The organism is Bacillus cereus group sp. BfR-BA-01408 (assembly GCF_022663305.1).
Taxonomy (GTDB): Bacteria; Bacillota; Bacilli; order Bacillales; family Bacillaceae_G; genus Bacillus_A; species Bacillus_A pacificus.
On record NZ_JAKUFF010000007.1, the window covers coordinates 52,121 to 75,753 of the forward strand.

Below are 23,633 nucleotides of genomic sequence, written 5' to 3' on the forward strand. Positions count from 1 at the left end.
TTTTTATTCTACGCTTGTCTCTAAACTTACATCTGTATAAGCATGATCATCACCTATATGTAAAATCACTTCACATTGACGTAATCTCAATTCAAAGAGCATGATGGAATCATGATAAACTTCAGGGTTTGATTTCATTTTATGTAACATCTCTTGTTTTTCTTGTATTTCTAATTGTATATTCTCTACAGCTTGTTTCAAGGAGTTAAATGGATTCCTAAAGAATATATGAATATCTCGCTCTTGTGTGTTTTCGAATAGCTCAAATTGCAAGAAAAATTTCTTCATAATAGAATCCGTTACCTCGGTATAATCTTCATTTTCTACATACTGTTTGTATTTGTTATATAGCATAGTTTTGTTTTTCGGAAGAACTCCAAATAATTTACCGGCACTTTTCAATAAAAATTGTGCTGGCGTAAATCGACGTAAAATATTTACTTCATCCATTTGTATTCTAGTCGTCATTCTGTCAGTATCTCTGCGCCAGTCATCAAGCACTTTAAAGTCACATTCTAACTGTATTCGATTTTCTCCAAATAAAGAATTAAGTCCTTCACTAAGTTCTTCTAAGTACGATTGACTTTGAAGGAGCTCATTATGAGAAGTGGCAATCCAATTTTGCATAGAAAGAGCAAGATTAGGTAATACAGTTTGTTCTAAATATTTATGCACTCTTTCGTTCATTGCTTTATTTAGTTCTGTATCCATGTGACCGAAATCACTGTCTTCACTCATTAAATCAGAACAACTCTGTAATATCTTCGGTATATTTTCAGTAAGATCGTTCGTAATTTCCATTTTCATTGTACGATATGACTGTGTAATGAAATGAATTTTTTCCCTCTCAAATGCAGTAAGGTTATTCATGCTACCGTTTAGTTTCACTAGCATATCTTCATTCCAATTAATAGCATCCACTAGATTATTTTCTTTCTCAACTCGTTTATCCAAAAGATATGTAATTGTTTTTCGAATGAAAAATAATAGCTTTTCAGTACGTTCTGCATCGATATTTTTATGATTAAAGTTAAAATGAATAAACTCTGTTAATTCATTCAATTGTTGATTACTTGTATATAACGAAGAGTAAGGGAAAATCCTCGCATGCGGGAAATATGTGTTTATTCTCGTTGCCGTATCATGTAGTACTCTTTTTACTTCTGCTTCACTATAAATGTTATCGATTTTATTTAATAAGAAATGCACTTGTAAATTTGGTGTATGCTCTTGAATGTTTAATAGAATATCACGCTCTTTATCAGTAAAAGGTGAATCTGCATTCAATACAAACAATAATTCATCTACGGAATTTAGATATTCAAATACCTCATCCCTAGTGTCGTTATTCCTATTAAAGCCGGGTGTAACTACAAATGTAAGTTTATTTTCACTTAAAAATCTGCATGGTAATTTAAATTCGACACATGCCCTATCTCTATATGTTTGATGGTGCTGAGACATCATATTATGGTAATCAGAGATATCTTCCGTTGTTGTAATTGTAGCGTCTGTTATGGCGTTAATTTCTGTATGAGCATTATTTTTTAAAACTACTACATTTGAAATTGATTTTTCTACTATATTTTCTCCTAATATAGAGTTAATAAATGTAGTTTTTCCGTTCCCTGAAGTTCCCGTTACTAAAATACGATTTGTTCTTAAATCCGCAAGTTCGTCAACTAACCATCTAAATCGGTGACCTATTTCTATATTGTGCTTTTGTGCCCACTGTGTAATAGATTCAAAAAGATGTAGACTGTACTCTAAAGCATTCACATGATTCATAGAATATGACAGTAGGTTTTCCGCATGTTTTATATTTGATGAATCTATTTGGGTAGGAAAAATTTCATCCCATGCCAATACAGCTGCTGATGGAAATACAGCATACGATGGATTAACTACTTTCAACCAATTTGTTAAAAGATTGGGAATGATATCGTGTAATTGTCTAAGCGTATATTTCCCTTGAATTAATGCAAAGTATGTTTCTTCGTAAAGAGAAGAAATTTTGTCCCATATATCGGAAGACTCTATTTCAATATGTAAGAAAAATTCATTTATTGTGTTAAGCCACAATAAGTAATTTTGTTCATTTTTATAACTGTTCCAAAGTGATGAAACCATTTGCGTAAATTGTACTTGATCTACATTATTTAATGTAACTAATGCATCATAAAAATAATCTGGTGAAATATGTTTAGTAAATCCTTTATCGATATATCCTTTTAACACCTCAAACCACGGATAAGATTCTGTTCGAATTAACTCATTCACAGCAAGCTCTACTGCACTATCAAAATCTTGTTGTTCCTCATAAAAGGAACGGGCAATTTTTGTGACATTCGGATAATCCGGATTTAAAGAAACCGCTTCTTTAATAACAGCGAAAGCTGAGTCAAAATTATTTTGCTCTATGTAAAGAGAAAGTAATTGTAATCTAATTTCAGTCATCAATATTTTATTATCAGTCGTAATGGAAGTATAAACATTTTCAGCAACTGATAATTGATTCAGTTCGAAATAAGCATCCGCAATATTTTTTTGTGCCCATGGTGCTAATTCATTACTAACCTTCTCCCATTTAAAAATAGCTGCTTCAAAATCTTGATGGCGATAATAAAATTCACCTTGTGCAAAACGAATATAAGATCCATCAGAAACCTCATTTTTTTCTTCGTTTACATAAGCTTCTCCAAGTACGTCAAGAGGTGATTTTGTTACATTCTCCATTAGAAATGTTTCATAATACATCTTTTTTATTAATTGTTTTTCTATTCTCATCTTTTCCCCCACTATATCTTGAAAATACATTTTTAAGATATGTCAACACTTTATTTATGTATGCTTTTTATCTTAACAAAGAATATCTTTTGGAAAATTTCATTTTCCTTTCATTTTTCAAGTTAGATTGAATTTTTATGAGAAAAGTTTCAGTTTTTTTTCAATTCCCTTTCAGTTATGAAACAGCATTAAATGTTCCTAATAACATAATAACACTATAATATTCCGCATTATATTATCAGGAAAAACTTATATGAATCATATTATAAAAACAATTTATAACGAATATATATACAAAATTCACTTCACCTAACATAAAAGAGTTCATCACATAGTGCTTGTTAGATAGACATATATACTAAGTCTCTTCAGAATTTCACATACACCATGATAATTTAAACAACAACAACAACAATAGCGAGCAGCTATTCATACAATATCTTTCTCGAATTGTTTTCCTTTAGAACACTTCAGTAGTTACGTAATTAAATTCCATTAACCTATATAAATAACTAGTCCAAAAAAAATCTATATGCATATCATGTTATAGTAAAGAATTCAGGAAATCCTAAAAGGAGGCATTTTCATGTTTGAAGATAAATCTAAAATCAACTACCCATATGAATTTACTGAAACTACAACAATCCCGCTAAAAAACCCTATCAATAAAAATTTCAAAAACGGCTCTGGTACACATACTTTCCCAATTAAGAAGCATTATAAAGAGCAGGTGCTATATACGGAAAAAATTAATAATAATAAAAATAAATAAGCGTATAGGCTCTTATAACAATTAATCAAATAAGAATCTATATTAGACCTTGCATAGTTATAGGTAATATATAAGTCTTTCTTATACAACTCATGTACTTTTAAAAAGTGCTGATATACAGCGCTTTTTTATACATAGATAATGGAAGAACAAAAAAGGTATGGATATTTTCCGCACCTTTTTTGTCCTTTACTATTTATAAATAAAGCCTACCAGCAAAACTTTACTTGTTGAAGTCATCGGAGAAAGGAGTAGATTTATGATGAATCACAAAGTTAAAGAAGCACCCATGAATTATATAGGCCATTATTGTTCTATTATATATATTTAAAAATTTACTAAACGTTGTTTCAAAGCAACTTAGTTTTCATAAAATATTTTTTGTTTCCGTTGGAACGGATAGGCTTTAATCTCATCTGTATCTAAATTTTCATGAAATAAATGAATGGCTATAATTTGTCTACAATCGTAAGTATGATAATAATATGTTCCGGACTCCATACACATTACACTTGTATATATGGTATTATCTAGTGCACCTTCTTCTGTTATTACTCCACCTTTAGGAACCTCGCAATTTGATAAGATATGAAAAAGAGCTGATACTCCCTCTTCTTCACTATCTATACCTTGAATGTTTTGTTTGCCATATGCTGCCCGCACAAATCTTGATGGTGGAGTGAAATCCCCTGGAAGTCCCATTGAGCCCGATCCCTGACCAAAAGCACTTAATGGTAAGTTACTCCACTCTGTTGGCGCGAATGGCTGCGATTTAAGACCTATGTATTGTCTTAAATTTTGTAAATGCCAATTAAACTCCGGACTATTCGTCATCACTCCTAGTGGGTTATCATACAATTTTAATCCTTCACTTGTCGGCTCCAGTACAATGCAATCTCCCCATTTATCCGCTAAAATCCAATGTAGTGGTGGCGTAAGTCCTAAATCCGGTAATGGTATATCCAAAAAGGTAATGCTATCTACAGATTTCTTTAACTCTTTGACAGAATTGAATTGTGTCAGACTCCAAGTTACAAAATCAAATGGAGCCAAATTCGTTGTGTTGTCATCTATGCTTTGACTATAAGTAGCGAATCCTGGAAAATAGAGTGTTGCACATGTCATACCTGCTTCATTTACTCCGTCCGCCATAATGATCCTTCCTTGATGATTAATACCCATTCCGACCGTAGCATGTTTCGTATTAATGATTTCACCCGTTATATTATTCCACTGGTAATGTCGAGGAATGATTATTACTTCTTGATTCATATCTAATGTGAAGTCCATCGTTCTTGCAAAAAGATGCTGATCGTTTTTTGTCTGTAATGTCAAACTAGTACACATAGATAACACCCCATTTTATGATTTTATCTATACTTTACATAATTCTGATAAATCTGTAAAATAAAAACCTCTTTCCTTACAAACAAATTGAGAACGCACATATAAAGTATACATACGTTGAGGTTATCTCTAGTTTATAAATTTTTAAAATATAGTTGCAAAAGAATTATATGAAAAAGGAGCGAATTGTTACTATCGCTCCTTTTTATTTCTTTCTATATTTTATTAAAATAACTAGAGACCATTTTCTCTATGAACAGTATCCCTACATAACCCTCTTAAACATCTTCTCCAACTCATAAGTAGAATGATGCACAAGAATTGGTCTTCCGTGCGGGCACGTGTATGGGTTTGTTGTTGTACGAAGTTCTTCCAGTAAAGCAAATATTTGATCGTTTGTTAAATATTGATTAGCTTTAATGGACGCCTTACAGCTCATCATGATGGCTGCTTCTTCACGTAGTTTTTTAATATCAACTTTTTTTAGTTTGACGACTTGTTCCATCATTTCGTCGATAATTTCTGTTTCTTGTCCTTTTGGGAACCACGTTGGATGTGAGCGGACGATAAAGGATTGATGACCGAATTGCTCCAAAAATAGTCCAACTTTTTTTAGTTCTTCTAGTTGCTCTTCGACACGTAAAAATTCGGTAAGAGATAAATCAATACGGTATGGTACGAGTAGTTCTTGTACTTCTTGTGCTACTCGTCCTACTTTATCACGGAAGTATTCATAATTAATACGTTCCTGCGCAGCATGTTGGTCAATCATATATAAGCCTTTATCATTTTGAGCGAAAATATATGTTCCATGCATTTGTCCAATTGGATAAAGTGGTGGTAAGTCATTACCGTTCATTTCGATCTCTTTGATTTCCTGAACTTCTTCTTCCAATTCCTCTAATTCAAAGTCTTCATCGTTACTGTCCCACGATTTCTCTTCTCGAATCGGTTCTTCTATTATCGATTTTGTAGATGGTTGCCAACTTTGTTCTTCCCTTACGAGCGATTGTGGTGGTTGCCATTCTTGCTTCGGCGGTTGCCACAGTTGTGCTGGCTGCTTCACTGCCAGCGGTTCTTCTTGTTTTTCATCCATGCCTGTCGGTAAAATAATTTCCGGCATAGATGGCTCCTTCGGCTTCGCATGCTCAAACTTGAACTGTTCTTGCACACTTTCATCTTTTTCTTTTTTCTTCGTTGTCACACCCGCATCTGGAATGAGCTGTATTTTTTTGAATGCTGCTTGCAATGTTTCTTCGATAAGCTTTAGCAATTCTTGTTCTTTACTAAAACGAACTTCTAATTTCGCAGGATGTACGTTAACGTCAACTAGCATTGGATCCATTTCAATCGATAAGAAGCCGATTGGATATCGTCCGACTGGCAATAATGTATGGTATCCTTGCTGAATAGCTTTCATTAATACGAAATTTCGAACGTAACGACCATTTACAATCGTTGACATATAATTTCGAGATGCTCTCGTTACTTCTGGTAATGTTACATAGCCTTTAATTGTGAAATCTAAAGATTCCGCTTCAATTGGAACAAGCTTCTTCGCAACTTGAATGCTATAAATCGATGCAAGTACTTGTCTTACATCACCGTTTCCTGATGTATGAAGCAATTTCTTTTCATTATGAAATAGCTTTAACGATACTTCTGGATGTGACATTGCAATACGATATACGATATCTGTAATATTACCAAGCTCTGTATGAATGGTTTTCATATATTTAAGACGCGCTGGTGTATTAAAGAATAAGTTTTGTACTGTAATATCTGTTCCTTTTCGGCTCGCTGTTTTCTCCTGCTTTATAATGTCTCCACCTTTAATAATAAGGTGCGTACCAGGTGCATCACCTGTGCTAGTGATTAATTCTAATTCACTAACTGAGGCAATACTCGGCAATGCCTCACCGCGGAAACCGAGTGTTCTTATGCGAAACAGATCGTTTTCATCTTTAATTTTGCTCGTCGCATGTCGTTCAAAAGCGACAATACAATCTTCTTCTGCAATACCATCACCGTTATCAATGATACGAATTTTCGATAACCCAGCTTCTTCTAAGTGGATTTCAATAGATGTACTATTCGCATCGATAGAATTTTCCACAAGTTCTTTTACAACTGAGGCAGGACGCTCTACTACTTCCCCTGCCGCAATTAAGTTTGAGAGTTGGTCATCGAGTTTGCGAATTTTCCCCATCTACTTACTCATCCTTTCTTTAACTTTTTCTGTAAGCGATACAGTTCATTCATCGCTTCTAAAGGTGTCATATCAAGTAAATCAATTTTTTTAATTTGCGCAAGTACTGCCGTTTCTTTTGTATCTAGAACTGGCTTGTCTTGTTTTTTCGGGGACTGTTCTCCACCAAAGAATGATAGTTGTGATTCTTCTTCATTCTCTACCTTTGTTTCTTCTATTTCTACTGGCGCTTCTTTTACAACTACAGGTTCTGGAATTACTTCTTGCTCTTGCATTTTCACTTCTACACGCTTTGGAATAATAATTTCTTCTTGTCCTTCTAATTGCGCTAACACTTCTTTCGCACGAGCAATTAAGCTATCTGGAAGCTCCGCAAGTTGCGCAACGTGAATTCCGTAACTTTTATCTGCTGCCCCGTCTTGAATTTTATGAAGGAATACTACTTTTCCGTTCTCTTCAATAGCTGAAACGTGTACATTCTTCAGTTGATCCAAACTTTCTTCTAGCACTGTCAATTCATGATAATGTGTAGAGAATAACGTTTTTGCACCAATTTGGTCGTGAATATGTTCAATGATCGCTTGTGCAAGTGCCATACCATCATACGTAGATGTACCGCGTCCAATTTCATCGAATAAAATTAAACTTCTTTCTGATGCGTTTGCAATGGCATTTTTCGCTTCTAACATTTCGACCATAAATGTACTTTGACCTGAAATTAAATCATCTGCTGCGCCAATTCTCGTAAAGATTTGGTCAAATACAGGTAATACTGCTTCTGTTGCTGGTACGAAACAACCGATTTGCGACATAACTGTTACAAGTGCTAATTGTCTCATATACGTACTTTTACCAGACATGTTCGGTCCTGTAATTAAAAATACATCCATATTCTCTGGCATAATACAATCATTCGGTACATACAATTTCCCGTTCAATACTTTTTCTACGACAGGATGACGACCATCTTTAATAAAGATTTCGCGCTTCGTTGTTAGTACAGGTTTTACAAACTGTTCTTCTTCACTCACTGTCGCAAAACTTTGCAGTACGTCTAATTCACTGATTACTTTCGCTAGATGCTGTAATTTCGGAATAAATACTTTTACTTCTTCACGAAGTGCTGTAAATAGATCATATTCTAGTTGTACAATTTTTTCTTCTGCTTCTAAGATTAATGTTTCTTTTTCTTTTAGTTCATCTGTAATGAAACGTTCCGCATTAGCAAGCGTTTGTTTACGCTCATAGCGGCCTTCTGGTAATGCTCCAAGGTTTGCTTTCGTTACTTCAATGTAGTACCCGAAAATACGGTTGTATCCGATTTTTAACGATTTAATTCCTGTAATATCACGCTCTCGTTTTTCAAGCTCAGCAATCCACGTTTTTCCGTTTTTACTCACGTAACGATATTGATCAAGCTTGTCATTATAACCATCTTTAATAATATCTCCATCTTTAATAGAAAGTGGTGGATTTTCTTGAATACTTCTTCCTAGTAATTCTGTTAAGCTCTCACATGGATCTGCACCTTGAATTAATCTCGCTGCATACGCGTTATCTAACAAACTAATCGCTTCTAAAATAGCTGGCACTTGCAGTAACGAGCGTCTTAACTGCAATAAGTCCCGTGCATTCACATTACCAAATGCAACTTTCCCTGCTAAACGTTCTAAATCATATACTTCTTTTAACTTTTCTTTTAAATCTTCACGCAAGAAGTAATCATTTACAAACGTTTCAACCATTTCTAAACGCTCTTCAATTCGTTCCTTCTGTATAAGTGGACGTTCCATCCACTGTTTTAACATACGACCACCCATAGCAGTCTTCGTCTTATCTAATAGCCATAATAATGATCCTGTTTTTTCTTTCGTTCGAAGTGTTTCTGTCAGCTCTAAATTTCGCTTTGAATGCACATCAATCTTCATAAATTGATTCGTATAATAAATTTCCACAGGCTGCAAATGATCTAATGAACGTTTTTGCGTTCTTATTACATAGTTAAATAAGCGCCCAACTGCTTTAATTAACTTTGCTTGTGAAACATTTTTCACAAGATGTTCTAATCCTTCAGGAATTGCCGTTGCATCTTCATATGAAATCGTCATTTTTAACGTTTCAGTTAACTTGTTTAGTTCATCTTTAGAAAAGGAAGAATCTACAACAATTTCTTTCGAACCAGTTGCATACACTTCTAATAAAATATCTTCTACTGAACCAGTCAATAACGTTACTGTATTTTGCCCAGTCGTTAAATCGTTACAAGCTAACGCATATGATCCATCTTCAAAATGTGTTAACGCGGCTAAAAAGTTATTTTCTTTCTCATCAATCGTACGCCCTTCCATCATCGTTCCTGGCGTAATTAATTGTACGACTTCACGGCGCACTACACCTTTAGCTGTTTTTGGGTCTTCTACTTGCTCACAAACCGCTACTTTATATCCTTTTTCAACAAGTTGTTCAATATAGTTTTTAGCCGCATGATACGGTACACCACACATCGGTATACGTTCACTACTACCACCGTCTCGGCTCGTTAATGTAATTTCAAGTTCGTGGGCTGCTTTAACCGCATCCTCAAAGAACATTTCATAAAAATCACCTAAGCGGAAAAATAAAAAGGCATCTTGATAGTCTGCCTTAACTTTTAAATATTGCTGTATCATAGGCGTATATTGCGTCATACTTATCCTCCATAATTCTTACATAATAATCTATATTCATATATGTCACATTTCACGGACACTCTTATCTCCTATTTCAGGAGTCTTTCTTCATTATAGCACATTTCATTAGCAATCATGTTCATCTAAGCACCACTTATGTAAAGTAAAAAGCTAGGAAGAACTTCTCCCTAGCTTTCTATTACTCTTCTTCTGCATCAACGATAAAGTTCGGATCTAACTCTTCAAACTCATCATCTTCAATTTGGAAAGCATCATCTGATTCTACACAACCTTCAGGGTTTACACTTACACAAATTTTCGTTTCGCCAACTACTTCTGTTACAAATTCACGTTCTACCGTTACAACAATTTTATTACCATTTGGTGATACAAGAGCTTCTAAACAATTTGGTGGCTGAATGACACGAGCAATAATTTCTAAATCATCACCAGAAAAGTTTTTATCACGATATCCAATGCTTACTTCATCTGTGTAGTTTACACGTTCTGTTACAACTTCTGTCTTTGTATTGCCATCGAATGAATACCAAGTGTTCACATCGTAGAAACCTTCAATTTCCACATGTTTTCCATTCTTTCTTGCTTCGTACGAGTGGTTAATTACCCAGCACCCTAAAATACTTGTTGGCTCATTATTCGATTCACATGTATGCGTTGACTTTGTATACTTACGTCCTTTTCCAACCACTGCTTTTGTAATAATCTCTCTAAATTCGGACATTCGTAACCCTCCTCAATCACTATTCACTTAATCATATGCGTGACAATAGCGGAATGTGTCATTCTTTTTTTGAGAAGAACTTACGTTTAATCCACTAAAAAAAGAGATGTCAATTCGACATCTCTTTAACAACCACAATTTCCTTTTTTACTTTCTACCGCTGCGCCCGTTTCACCCTTCAATACATCGCCATTAGTTGAAATTAATATTTCATCTGTTACGTTGTTAGAAATCGTACTTGCAACTAGCTGTAGTAAGTCATTTACATATGTTTGTGAAGATTTAAATTCTTGTACAACTGGGATACTATCTAACTTATCTTGCAGGGCATCAATTTCAGCTTCTACTTTTTTCAAAGCTTCCCATTTCCCGTAATGTTGCAAGTTTACTGCTTGTTTTTGCAGTGCTTTAATTTCATCAATTGCGCGCTTCACATTTTCATTTTTATGAATTTGCGCCTCTGCTTTCTTAAAGAAATCAACTTCTTCTGTTTCAGAAATCATTTTTGCTAATTCTTTCGCTTGCTCAACAATTTCATCTTTCGAATATACTTTCATCTATTATTCCACCTCAATCGGCTCTTCAACTAATTCTCCGTTAAGAGACCAAGTTTTTGCATCCGTTACTTTTACTTTCACAAGCTGACCAATTAAAGACTTTGGAGCAACGAAATTTACAAGTTTATTCGTACGAGTATAACCTGCAAGTACTTCTGGATTATTTTTACTTTCCCCATCAACTAACACTTCTACAATTTGACCTTTATAACGATTATTCTTTTCAATTGCCAATTTATTTACTAATGCATTTAAGCGTTGCAGACGTTCTTTCTTTACTTCCATCGGTACATTGTCTTTCATTTTTGCAGCTGGTGTACCTTCACGCGGAGAATAAATAAAGGTAAAGGCAGTATCAAACCCTACTTCACGATATAACGACATCGTTTCTTCAAATTGCTCATCTGTTTCATTCGGGAAACCGACGATAATATCAGTTGTTAATACCGCATTTGGAATTGCTTCTTTAATTTTTCTTACAAGCTCTAAATAATGCTCACGTGAATATTTACGCGCCATAATTTTTAACATTTCTGTGCTTCCAGATTGAACTGGTAAGTGAATATGTTCTACTAAGTTGCCACCTTTTCCAAGCACTTCAATTAAGTGATCATCGAAATCGCGTGGATGGCTCGTTGTAAAACGAATACGGGCAATATCAACTTTACGGAGTTCGTCCATTAAATCGCCAAGACCGTATTCTATATCTTCAAAGTCTTTACCATATGCATTTACGTTCTGTCCAAGTAACGTAATTTCTTTATAACCATTCGCAGCTAAATGACGAATCTCTTGGATAATGTCTTCTGGACGTCTGCTTCGCTCTTTTCCGCGTGTATACGGTACGATACAATATGTACAGAACTTATCACAGCCATACATAATATTTACCCAAGCTTTAATATCACCACGACGTACTTTCGGAAGATTTTCAATTACGTCTCCTTCTTTGGACCAAACTTCAACTACCGTCTCCTTCGAGAACATTGCATCTTTTAGAATGTACGGTAATCTATGAATATTATGCGTTCCAAACACCATATCTACATGCTGATTTTTTTGCATAATTTTATTTACAACTGATTCCTCTTGGGACATACAACCACATACACCAATTAAAAGATCCGGATTTCTTCGTTTTAGTGCCTTTAAATGCCCTAGTTCACCGAACACTTTATTTTCAGCATTTTCACGAATAGCACAAGTATTTAATAATACTACATCTGCTTCTTCAGTTGAAAAGGTTGGTTCATATCCAAGTGCAGTGAAAATACCTGCCATTACTTCTGTATCATGCTCATTCATTTGACAACCATATGTACGAATATAGAACTTTCTTCCTGTACCGAAATTGCGAAACTCTTCAGGTAAGCCAAAATCCCGTTCAATTTTAACTTCTTCTTTCCCTCGTTTTTTCGCCTCTTTTAAGGAAGGTGGTTGGTATACACTTTCAAAGTATTTACTATAATCTTTCTCTTCTTTTTTCTTAGAGGAATTTGCTTGTTGACTTGCTAATCGTTGTTGCTCGTTCATCGGTAATCTCCTTTCACCCTTAACTATACACACTTTATAGTCCATTTTAATGCACTTAGACCCACCTCAAAAATGGTTAGATAGCTTGAGAGATAACTTGTCCTTTGAAACTTGAGTAACCAATCTAATCATCTATAAGAATGAAGTCTTCCCCACACAAATAGACATTCCCTTTTTATATTTCTTTTTGTCCTACTAAAAAGCATATTGCTTTATCCCTATAAACATTACCATAGTATGAAGCGTTTCGCCAATTTTAACAAAAAATTGGCGCTGTCTTATCTTACATTTTATTAGCAATGAACTTGCCATTTCCATACAACGATTTACATATTATTGTACCATTCTGAATTTTCTAAGTAAATAAGACTACCTTATTTTCACTCATAAAAAAAGGTTGCCAAATGGCAACCTCCTCTTCTTATATTACATAAATTCAGCAACAAGTTCATCAAACATTTTCTGATCCATATTTAAATCAGATTGCACTAAAGGCTTCTCACTATATCCTTTTACTAGTTCTTGGTATGAAGGTTGCGCTGTATTTTGATAAATTAAACCTGTTACTAATCCGTTATTTTCCATTAATGTTTGCATAGCCATCATGCGATTAGACGGATCATATCCCTCTACTGTACTTAGTTTTGTTAAATTCTCTTTAAACCAATCGTAAGTATTTACTTTATTGTAAGTAACACATGGGCTGAACACGTTAATTAATGAAAATCCTTTATGATTAATACCAGCTTCAATAATTTGTGTTAATTCTTTTAAATCACTTGAAAAGCTTTGCGCCACAAATGTCGCACCAGCTGTTAAAGCCATTTCCATAACATTTAGTGACGGTTCGATTGAACCTTGTGGTGTACTTTTCGTTTTGAATCCAGCTTCACTACGTGGTGAAGTTTGCCCTTTTGTTAATCCGTAAATTTGGTTATCCATTACGATGTACGTAATGTCAATGTTACGACGAATAGAATGGATCGTATGTCCCATACCAATCGCAAATCCATCACCGTCACCACCTGATGCGATAACTGTTAAATCACGGTTTGCCATTTTCACACCTTGCGCAATTGGAAGGGCACGACCATGAATACTATGCACACCATATGAATTAATATATCCTGAAATACGACCTGAACAGCCGATACCAGAAATAACAGCAAGTTCATCTGGATTTAGGCCAACGTTAGCTGCCGCACGTTGAATTGCAGCTTGCACTGAGAAGTCTCCGCAACCTGGGCACCAGTTTGGTTTTACACTGTTACGAAAGTCCTTAAATGTTGCCATTTAATACAACCCCTTTTTTGCATTCGTTGTAAATCTCTTTCGGCAAGAATGGGTTCCCATCATATTTTAAAAGACTAGAAATTTTCTCACCGTTACCAAGATTCATTTTCATAATGTTAGCAAGTTGACCTGTTGCATTGTTTTCTACCACTACAACACGCTTCGCATTTTTCACAAGTGGATCGATTTCAGCTGTTGGGAACGGGTGAATTAAACGCACATGAGCATGGTTTACTTTCATACCCTCTTGTTCTAAGCGTTCCATTGCTTCTTCGATCGCACCACGAGTTGAGTTAAATCCAACAAGCAATACGTCTGCTTCTTCATGCTTAACATTTTTATAAACAGGGGTATTAAACTTCAAGTTCTCCATTTTACGGAAACGTTTGTCCATTTGATCTTTACGGTTTATAGCTGATTCAGATGGTTTACCCGTTTCATCATGTTCTACACCTGTAACATGGTGAACACCATTTTTCATACCAGGTAAAACACGTGGTGAAACGCCATCTTCTGTTACTTCATAACGCTTGAAGTATGCTTTATTTTCACGTTCTGGTAATTCCGCTTCTAAATCAAGCTTACCGCGACGAATTTCCACTTTATCTAACTTAAGTGGTTCTACTGTCTGTTTCCCTAAAGAAAGCTGTAAATCTGTTAAGAAAATAACAGGTACTTGATATTCTTCAGATAAGTTAAACGCTTCTACAATATCATAGAAAGCTTCTTCCACTGTACTTGGCGCCATTACGATTTTTGGAATTTCACCGTGCGTACCGTAAATCATTGCCATTAAATCAGACTGCTCTTGTTTCGTAGGTAATCCTGTACTTGGGCCACCGCGTTGTGTATCAACAATTACTAATGGCGTTTCTGTAATACCTGCTAAACCGATTGCTTCCATCATTAAGGATAGACCTGGACCAGCAGATGCAGTTAATGTACGAACACCAGCATAGTTTGCACCGATTGCCATTGTACAAGCTGCGATTTCATCCTCAGTTTGGATTACTGTTCCGCCGACTTTTGGCAATTTTTTAATTAAGTATTCCATAATTTCTGATGCAGGTGTAATTGGATATGCAGACATAAAGCGAGCACCACCAGCTACTGCACCAAATGCAATTGCATCGTTCCCAATCATAAACATGCGTTTCTGACCATCAGCTTTTTCAAGCTGCATCATGTTTACTTTTTCACCTAGTAACTCTTTCATATATTGAGAGCCGCGCTTAATTGCGTCCATGTTTTTTTGAACGACTTGCTCTCCTTTACGACCAAAGATCTCTTCAACAACATCTAAATAAGCTGTTTCATCTAATCCTAATACCGCACTTGATGCTCCAACAGCAACCATGTTTTTCATTAATGATGTGCCTAATTCTGAAGCAATATCTGTAAACGGTATCACATATAGATTTACATCTGTATTGTCAGGTATTGTCGGATTAAATTTCGCATCTGCAACTACAATCCCACCTGGACGTAATTCGTGGAAGTTAAAATCAATTGTTTCTTGATCAAAAGCAATTAAAATATCTAAATCATCTGAGATCGCGCGTACTTCTGTTGTACTTACACGAATTTTATTATTTGTATGGCCGCCTTTTATACGTGATGAGAAGTGGCGGTAACCGTATAGGTAATATCCTAATCGGTTTAATGCAATACAGAAGATTTCTCCTGTACTTTCAATTCCTTCACCTTGTTGGCCTCCAACTTTCCATGAAAGTTGACTAATCATCTCCTACACCCCTTTTGGCTGCATTCATTGTAGTGTATTTTTTTACAGTAATAGTTTAGCATTTTTTATGCAAATAAACTACAATGGACGCAAATTATGCCTCTTCTGATTTCCCTGAATCTTTAGTATAAAGCTATTTTGTTTTTCATTCTAGTATTAGGTCTTAAAAAAAGCAATAATATCAAATGAATTAATTCTAATTTTTCTGGATTTTTAAAACAAAAATTTTAAAAGCTTATATGTTCAACAAAATTATCATATAAAAATCGCTCTACAGTAGATGCAGCATAGTGTTTACAAAGCTCGTTAATTACATTTTCATAATCTCCATACGCTGATACATCTACAACCGTTTCTAATATCCCATCAAAATCCGAACCAAATCCTATATTGTTCTCTCCCCCCAACGAACAAATATATTCGATATGTCTTATTATATCTGTTATATTCGCTTGTTTTTCACTTGTTAGGAACTGTGGTACAAAAGTAACACCAATCACGCTATTTCGCTTTATAAGAACTTTAAGTTGTTCATCATTTAAATTACGTGGATGCTGACAAAGTTTCCTACAATTTGAGTGGGAGGCAATTGGATTTCTTGCAATTTCAATCACATCCCAAAAACTTCTTTCATTCAAATGAGAAACATCAGTCCATACATGTAATGTATTAAATTCTTGTACAACATGTTTACCAAAAGTCGTTAAACCCGCCCCACGCGTCTCTAGCGCACCATCAGCTAATAAATTGGCATAATTCCATGTTAGTCCAAAAGAACGTACTCCTAGGCGATAAAACAACCGTAATTTCATTTCATCTTTTCCAAGTGCTTCGCATCCTTCTAGTGTTAATATTGCTCCAATCTCGTCCTGTTTTAACATGTTCATATCATCTTTTGTCCGAATAAACTTTACACCCGGTAGTGATAAAATTTCATTATAAAAAATATCTACCATTTGTAATGCCACTTCAAATCGTTTTTCATACGCCACTGTTTCTGGAACATATATAGCAAAACATTGTATACTTCCTTTTCTTCTCTTTAACTGTTCAAACGTAATATGTAATTGCGAATCATGTTTAAAATCCTTTTTCCCCTTCGCATTCCATAACTGAAAGAGTACATCACAATGGGCATCAAATATTTTCATTTCCATTCCTCCATTATAAAAACAACCTGTTTGCATACTGCAAACAGGTTGTTTAAACTTAACGAGGTTCTACAATTAATTTTATTGCTGTACGCTCTTCCCCATCAATCATAATATCCGTAAACGCTGGGATACAAATCAGGTCCAAACCACTAGGCGCTACAAATCCTCTTGCAATTGCTACTGCCTTTACCGCTTGGTTCAATGCACCTGCACCAATGGCTTGAATTTCTGCTGTTCCGCGTTCGCGAATAACACCTGCAAGTGCACCAGCTACAGAATTAGGGACCGACGTTGCTTTAACTTTTAATATTTCCATTCCGCGTTTCCTCCTCGTTTCTATAAAAAGTATTAGCAATTATTTCACTTTAACTTATATTCACGAGGAATGACACGTATTCCTGCTAAATTTCTGTAATTTTTCTAAAAAATTAAAAAATAATAACTTATCTAAATTTTAATGGAAATTACTCAAAAAATGGCTGATCATCATTAATTAAGATACGCTCAATTTTCTTAGCTTTTCCTGTATTAGGATCCACATCAATTAGCACTGCACTTAATTGTGTTCTACCATTTGTCACTTCAAATCGTACTGGTAAGTTTGTTAAAAACTTCTTCAATACTGCTTCTCGGTCCATACCTAAAATTCCATCGTACGGCCCTGTCATACCAACATCTGTGATATATGCCGTTCCGCTTGGTAAAATGCGATTATCTGCTGTAGGAACATGCGTATGTGTACCTACTACCGCTGTAGCACGACCATCTACATACCAACCTAACGCTTGTTTTTCGCTTGTAGTTTCCGCATGGAAATCAACAAAAATAATATTCGTACGTTTTTTCGCAATGTTAATTAATTCATCCACTTTACGGAATGGACAATCAATTGGAGGAAGGAACGTACGTCCTTGTAAGTTAATAACTGCAACTTCTGTTCCATTACAGTTCACAAAAATAAGCCCTTTTCCTGGAGTTCCTTCTGGGAAGTTAGCTGGTCTTGCAAGATATTTTGCATCATCAATAAATTCAAATACTTCACGGTTATCCCAAGCGTGATTTCCAAGTGTAACCGCTTGTGCTCCGCATTCTAAAAAGTTACGATATATTTTTTCCGTAATTCCACGTCCACCTGCTGCATTTTCTCCATTAATAATGGTTACTGTAGGTGTATATTTCTTCTTTAGTGCCGGTACGTATTGTTGAATCATACCTCTACCAGGAGATCCTACTACATCCCCAACAAATAATATTCTCATATGTCTTACCCTTCCTATGTACTACATTTTTTATTACTATAGCTTCAAGTAATTATCTTACAATATATTTATTATAAGTTTGTTTCACTTGTATGCTAGGTATAACTAATTTCCTTTATTTTAACCAATTCCAACACAAAAAAATAAAGTGGTGTTTCACCACTTTATTTTGCGTATTCCACTGCACGTGTTTCACGAATAACAGTTACTTTAATATGCCCTGGGTAATCCAGTTCATTTTCAATACGTTTTCGAATATCACGAGCTAAACGATGAGCTTCTAAATCATCAATTGTATCTGGTTTTACCAGAATACGAACTTCTCGTCCTGCTTGAATTGCGAAAGATTTTTCTACGCCTTCATAAGACTCTGAAATCTCTTCTAACTTTTCAAGACGACGAATATAGTTCTCAAGTGTTTCACTACGAGCTCCAGGTCTTGCAGCTGATAATGCATCTGCTGCTGCAACTAAAACTGCAATGATAGAAGTTGGTTCTGTGTCTCCGTGGTGAGATGCAATACTGTTTATAACTACAGGATGCTCTTTATATTTCGTTGCAAGTTCAACACCAATTTCAACGTGGCTACCTTCTACTTCATGGTCAATCGCTTTACCGATATCATGTAATAGACCAGCACGTCTTGCTAGTTTTTCATCCTCACCAAGCTCTGCCGCCATAAGTCCAGTTAAATATGCAACTTCCATAGAATGTTTTAAGACGTTTTGTCCGTAACTTGTACGGTATTTTAAACGACCTAAAATCTTAATTAAATCTGGATGTAATCCGTGAACACCCACTTCAAACGTTGTTTGCTCTCCGACTTCGCGAATATACTCGTCCACTTCACGTCTTGATTTTTCGACCATCTCTTCAATACGCGCTGGGTGAATACGTCCGTCCTGTACTAGTTTATCAAGAGCGATACGAGCTGTTTCACGACGAATTGGATCGAATCCAGAAAGGATAACCGCTTCTGGTGTATCATCGATAATTAGGTCAATACCTGTTAACGTTTCTAACGTACGAATATTTCGACCTTCACGCCCGATAATACGTCCCTTCATTTCGTCATTTGGAAGATTTACAACCGAAACGGTTGTTTCAGCAACATGATCAGCTGCACATCTCTGCATTGCAAGAGATAAAATCTCTTTTGCTTTCTTATCTGCTTCTTCTTTCGCACGAACTTCACTTTCTTTTACCATTACGGCAATTTCATGAGAAACTTCACTTTCTACTTTACCAAGAATAATTGCTTTCGCTTGTTCGCGTGTCAGATTGGAAATGCGCTCTAATTCTGTTTGTTGCTTTTGAACTAACTCTCCCACTTTGCTTTCCAACTCTTCAATCTGTTGTTGTCTCGCTACAAGAGAATCCTCTTTCTTTTCTAACTGTTGCTCGCGTTTATCGAGCGTTTCGTCTTTACGATCAAGGTTCTCTTCTTTTTGCATTAAACGATTTTCTTGTTTTTGTAATTCGCTTCTACGGTCACGAATTTCTAATTCAGCTTCTGTACGAAGTGTATGAATTTCATCCTTTGCTTCTAAAAGCGCTTCTTTCTTAAGTGCTTCAGCCTCACGATTCGCTTCGTCTAGAATACGTTTCGCTTCATTGGCTGCACCATTAATCTTCGCTTCAGCAATAGACTTTCGAACAAAAAAGCCAACAACTGCACCGACTGTTGCAAGCAAAATGGAGATGAGTATCCAAACTGTACTACTCATGATTTCACCTCCCCTTGCTATGAATGAAAAAAGACTGTCGGCATGTACATTGAATACCAACATACAGCAAAGACCGTCGTCCCGCTTTTTTAAGGGACTTTCTTCATTTCACAATTAAAATGTCATATTATTATTTCGGCAAGATTTAAGTCTTACTCCGAATATTACTTCTCTTCTTGAGAAGAGTGTTTCGTATATAAGAAAAAATATACATTCTCATTGTATCTATCGCAATTTTCATTGTCAAGCGTTGTCTACTTTTACTTTCTTTACCTTCAGCTCTAATTTATATAGGAATGTAAAAAGCAGAGAGCATATTATCCTGGAAAACCTTAGTAAATTCCAGTTTATTCATGTAAAACACGCATATATCCCTCTGTACACATAATGTTTTAGATGGATTAAATATTTTATCTCCAACGATATACAACGCTTTCATAATGATACAAAAATAAAAGACACGAAGCCGTGTCTTTTATCCCACTTTAATCAAGAAGACTTGGATCTTCCATATCTTCAGCACCTGAATCTTCGCTAATTCCGTGATGCTCACGAATAAAGAAGGCAATTTCTTCTCTTAAATCCGTATTTTCTTTTAAGAACTGCTTCGAATTTTCACGACCTTGTCCTAAGCGTTCTTCATTATAAGAGTACCAAGCACCACTCTTTTGAACGATATCAAGTTCAGAAGCCATATCTAAGATTTCACCTTCTCTTGAAATACCTTCTCCGTACATAATATCAACTTCCGCAACACGGAATGGTGGTGCCACTTTATTTTTAACTACTTTTACTTTTGTTTTATTACCAACAATGTCGTTACCTTGTTTTAATTGCTCCGCACGACGTACTTCAAGACGAACAGTTGAATAGAATTTCAACGCACGACCACCTGGAGTTGTTTCTGGCACTATCTATAGATTTTCCATCTCTATAGTCCGGACTATCTCTTCATCTCTTTACAGAGAGCCTTGCACTTCCAGCAGTAGCCTATCATCTGCCGTACCCTACTCAGTTAACTAAAAGTCCTTTTCGGTAGTCTCTACACCTTCCCCATATCACTATGGAGCTTGGCACGGTATTACCCTAAATAATGGTGGGCTTCACCGTTAGCAACTATATGAATAGTTACACCCTTAGGCAATAAGGTTCACAAGGTTTTTTAACATGCTATCACTAGCAAGGGAAACCCATGGTAAACTCCTTAATCTTTACGATTAAGCAACTTGTAGTTGATTTCCGAACATAACCCCAACTTTTTCACGAATTTGGTTAATAAAGATTGCGATTGTTTTTGATTTATTGATTGCACCTGAAAGTTTACGAAGTGCTTGAGACATTAGACGAGCTTGTAAACCTACGTGTGAGTCACCCATGTCTCCTTCAATCTCAGCTTTTGGTACAAGAGCTGCTACAGAGTCAATTACGATAATATCAACCGCACCACTTCGTACAAGTGCCTCTGCGATTTCTAAACCTTGCTCCCCTGTATCAGGTTGTGATAATAGTAATTCATCGATGTTAACACCTAATTTTTGTGCATATACAGGATCCATTGCATGCTCAGCATCGATGAATGCCGCTTGTCCACCTTGGCGCTGTACTTCTGCAATTGCATGTAATGAAACTGTTGTTTTACCTGAACTTTCAGGTCCGTAAATTTCGATAATACGGCCACGTGGGTATCCGCCTACTCCTAGTGCCACATCTAGTGCTAAAGAACCACTAGAAACCGTAGAAACTTTACGCTCTGCTTGTTCTCCTAATTTCATAATTGAACCTTTACCGAATTGCTTCTCTATTTGTTTTAACGCCATATCTAACGCTGCTTGACGATCACTCATTCAAAATTCCTCCTTAACTGAATTGCTAATCTTATTATACCTATTTTCAATTCAATTTGCCAACAAAAATCGAACATTTATTCGATTTTTTTATTTTTCATTAAATATAACCGCATTTAACCATTAAAAAAAGCTAAAAGAGACTTATATCTCTTCTAGCTTTTTATACAAATGATAAAATCCATATTTTGCTGAGCGTTCCCTAATTTGTTGACGACTTCCGCTTAAATTTAGAGGAAAGACTACAGTTGGTTCATCTTTAATCGCCAATCCAACAAATACAGTTCCCGGCTCTTTATGTTCTGAAGCATCTGGTCCTGCTACCCCAGTGAAACTAATTCCGATATCCGCTTTTAATAATTCTTTAACATTTTCAGCAAGATAACGAGCACATTCTTTACTAACTGCACCGTCAGTAGACAACACTTCCTCAGGTACATGTAATACATGTTGCTTCACATCATTATGATAACAAATGACACCGCCTTTAAATACGGAAGATACACCAGCACTTTCTGTTACTTGATTACCGAAGAGACCACCTGTTAAACTTTCCGCACACGCTAAAGTTAATCCTTTTTTCTTCAATAACTCTATCGCCTTATAATGCAGAAACTCTTGGTCATACCCGTAGAAAAACTCTCCTACTCTTTCTAAAATCAAATCTTCCACATGCTGAATGAGTTTCTCTGCTTCATCAACATTTTGATGTTTAGCAGTTAAACGTAATGTCACTTCTCCATCATTGGCAAGCGGGGCAATTGTCGGATTCGTTTGTCCATCAATTAAATCTTGAACTTTCACCTCTAATTGAGATTCCCCAATTCCGAAGAAGCGAAGCACGCGAGAATAAATGTTTTCTCCTGTTGTAAAGTTACGTAAAAAAGGCTCTACATAACTTACATACATTGGCTTCATCTCTTTCGGTGGTCCTGGTAATAAAATATAAACTTTTCCGTTCTTATTTAACCCCATACCAGGTGCCATACCGTGATCATTTGCAAATACATTTGCCCCATTCAAAACGAGTGCCTGCTTTTTATTATTTTCAGTGAACTCACGACCTGTACGCTTAAAATAATCGCTTATTAATGCTAATGCATTTTCGTCATATACAAGCTCTTCCCCTAAGCTAGACGCAATTGTTTCCTTCGTCAAATCATCTTTTGTCGGGCCTAATCCACCTGTAAAAATAAGCATGTCCGCACGCTCTTCTGCAACTTCAATCGCCTGCTGTAATCGTTTGTTATTATCTCCAACTACAGTATGGTAGTACACATTAATGCCAATTGAAGCTAACTTTTCAGATAAAAACTGGGCGTTTGTATTTGCAATTTGTCCAAGTAATAATTCTGTTCCAACCGCAATAATTTCAGCATTCATCCCAATTCCCCCATAAACTTCTATTTTGAGTTTACAAAAGCAGCTCTATTTTTCCAGAAATAATCCCATCCTGAAATAACAGTAAAAATTAATGCAATCCATATAAAAATATCAGCAACTGGAATATGGATTAAATTTAAAGGCACATCGTGTAATAAATATGCCGCAATCGCGATGATTTGTGTCCACGTCTTAATTTTCCCTAGTTGATTTGCCGCAACTACTTCCCCTGTTCCAGCAAGTACAAGACGTAAACCAGTGACCGCAAACTCACGGCTTATAATGACAATAACGATCCAAGCAGGTACGTATTGCATCTCAACTAACGTGATAAGTGCCGCTGAAACAAGTAATTTATCAGCTAACGGGTCAAGGAACTTCCCTAAATTCGTTACAAGATTATACTTTCTTGCGTAATGTCCATCAATCCAATCTGTAGCCGAAGCAACAATAAAGATAAGCGCTCCTACTAAATGTTGAATTGGTAAATCAACATCACCAATTGTGTATGAACCCCAATCAAAGGGCGCTAACATAATTACCATAAAAATTGGAATTAAGCAGATTCTAGATATTGTAATTTTATTTGGTAAATTCACAGCTATTCCTCCAT

Annotated in this window: 16 protein-coding genes and 2 pseudogenes; 1 reads left to right on the forward strand and 17 read right to left on the reverse strand. The window is 35.7% G+C overall.

Going from position 1 to position 23,633, the window contains the following annotated elements; translation table 11 throughout:
- Positions 1–3: 3 nt before the first annotated feature.
- On the reverse strand, positions 4–2,817 hold the full coding sequence (locus tag MR083_RS06075; RefSeq protein WP_116733333.1) for a dynamin family protein: 2,814 nt from the start codon (positions 2,815–2,817) through the stop codon (positions 4–6).
- A 556-nt stretch (positions 2,818–3,373) separates the two neighbouring features.
- On the opposite strand from MR083_RS06075, the gene MR083_RS06080 reads away from it, so the two are divergent.
- Positions 3,374–3,559 (forward strand): hypothetical protein, encoded by a 186-nt coding sequence (locus MR083_RS06080; protein ID WP_000461128.1) that lies wholly within the window; start codon positions 3,374–3,376, stop codon positions 3,557–3,559.
- Between the two features lie 360 nt (positions 3,560–3,919).
- Here the strand turns inward: MR083_RS06080 and MR083_RS06085 are convergent, their stop codons facing one another.
- From MR083_RS06085 to pgsA, 16 genes and pseudogenes are all read right to left on the reverse strand, one after another.
- Positions 3,920–4,906 carry a choloylglycine hydrolase family protein gene (locus tag MR083_RS06085; RefSeq protein ID WP_000337584.1) on the reverse strand — a complete coding sequence of 329 codons (987 nt, stop codon included), beginning with the start codon at positions 4,904–4,906 and terminating at the stop codon, positions 3,920–3,922.
- A gap of 265 nt (positions 4,907–5,171) precedes the next feature.
- Complete coding sequence (gene mutL / locus MR083_RS06090) at positions 5,172–7,115, reverse strand: DNA mismatch repair endonuclease MutL (protein ID WP_000516452.1); 1,944 nt, start codon at positions 7,113–7,115, stop codon at positions 5,172–5,174.
- Between the two features lie 8 nt (positions 7,116–7,123).
- Positions 7,124–9,802, reverse strand: a complete 2,679-nt coding sequence (gene mutS, locus MR083_RS06095) for a DNA mismatch repair protein MutS (RefSeq protein ID WP_000196017.1) — start codon at positions 9,800–9,802, stop codon at positions 7,124–7,126.
- A gap of 181 nt (positions 9,803–9,983) precedes the next feature.
- Positions 9,984–10,526 carry an outer spore coat protein CotE gene (cotE, locus tag MR083_RS06100; RefSeq protein ID WP_001288798.1) on the reverse strand — a complete coding sequence of 181 codons (543 nt, stop codon included), beginning with the start codon at positions 10,524–10,526 and terminating at the stop codon, positions 9,984–9,986.
- Positions 10,527–10,651: 125 nt separating this feature from the next.
- Entirely contained in the window at positions 10,652–11,083 is a 432-nt protein-coding gene (locus tag MR083_RS06105) for a YlbF/YmcA family competence regulator (protein ID WP_000870462.1), read from the reverse strand.
- Between the two features lie 3 nt (positions 11,084–11,086).
- Positions 11,087–12,616, reverse strand: coding sequence for a tRNA (N6-isopentenyl adenosine(37)-C2)-methylthiotransferase MiaB (miaB, locus tag MR083_RS06110; protein WP_001005374.1), 1,530 nt, complete (start codon positions 12,614–12,616; stop codon positions 11,087–11,089).
- 426 nt (positions 12,617–13,042) lie between these two features.
- Positions 13,043–13,909 carry a 2-oxoacid:ferredoxin oxidoreductase subunit beta gene (locus tag MR083_RS06115; RefSeq protein ID WP_000190154.1) on the reverse strand — a complete coding sequence of 289 codons (867 nt, stop codon included), beginning with the start codon at positions 13,907–13,909 and terminating at the stop codon, positions 13,043–13,045.
- A complete protein-coding gene (locus tag MR083_RS06120; protein WP_000625421.1) occupies positions 13,896–15,653 on the reverse strand; it encodes a 2-oxoacid:acceptor oxidoreductase subunit alpha in 1,758 nt (585 codons plus the stop codon). Before MR083_RS06120 ends, MR083_RS06115 begins: the two co-directional genes overlap by 14 nt.
- A 227-nt stretch (positions 15,654–15,880) precedes the next feature.
- Complete coding sequence (locus MR083_RS06125) at positions 15,881–16,804, reverse strand: dipeptidase (protein ID WP_000688010.1); 924 nt, start codon at positions 16,802–16,804, stop codon at positions 15,881–15,883.
- Positions 16,805–16,862: 58 nt separating this feature from the next.
- Positions 16,863–17,123 carry a stage V sporulation protein SpoVS gene (gene spoVS, locus MR083_RS06130; protein ID WP_000404341.1) on the reverse strand — a complete coding sequence of 87 codons (261 nt, stop codon included), beginning with the start codon at positions 17,121–17,123 and terminating at the stop codon, positions 16,863–16,865.
- A 148-nt stretch (positions 17,124–17,271) separates the two neighbouring features.
- Positions 17,272–18,066 carry a TIGR00282 family metallophosphoesterase gene (locus MR083_RS06135; RefSeq protein WP_001221095.1) on the reverse strand — a complete coding sequence of 265 codons (795 nt, stop codon included), beginning with the start codon at positions 18,064–18,066 and terminating at the stop codon, positions 17,272–17,274.
- A gap of 164 nt (positions 18,067–18,230) precedes the next feature.
- Positions 18,231–19,793, reverse strand: a complete 1,563-nt coding sequence (gene rny / locus MR083_RS06140) for a ribonuclease Y (protein ID WP_000099774.1) — start codon at positions 19,791–19,793, stop codon at positions 18,231–18,233.
- A 485-nt stretch (positions 19,794–20,278) separates the two neighbouring features.
- Positions 20,279–20,701, reverse strand: a pseudogene (locus MR083_RS06145) (recombinase RecA family protein); the annotation flags it as partial.
- Between the two features lie 327 nt (positions 20,702–21,028).
- Positions 21,029–21,637 (reverse strand): annotated as a pseudogene (gene recA / locus MR083_RS06150) (recombinase RecA); the annotation flags it as partial.
- A 144-nt stretch (positions 21,638–21,781) separates the two neighbouring features.
- Positions 21,782–23,020 carry a competence/damage-inducible protein CinA gene (cinA, locus tag MR083_RS06155; protein WP_000990722.1) on the reverse strand — a complete coding sequence of 413 codons (1,239 nt, stop codon included), beginning with the start codon at positions 23,018–23,020 and terminating at the stop codon, positions 21,782–21,784.
- A 20-nt stretch (positions 23,021–23,040) separates the two neighbouring features.
- Positions 23,041–23,619: a CDP-diacylglycerol--glycerol-3-phosphate 3-phosphatidyltransferase gene (gene pgsA, locus MR083_RS06160; protein ID WP_001052965.1), complete on the reverse strand. Its 579-nt coding sequence runs from the start codon at positions 23,617–23,619 to the stop codon at positions 23,041–23,043.
- Between the last annotated feature and the right edge of the window lie 14 nt (positions 23,620–23,633).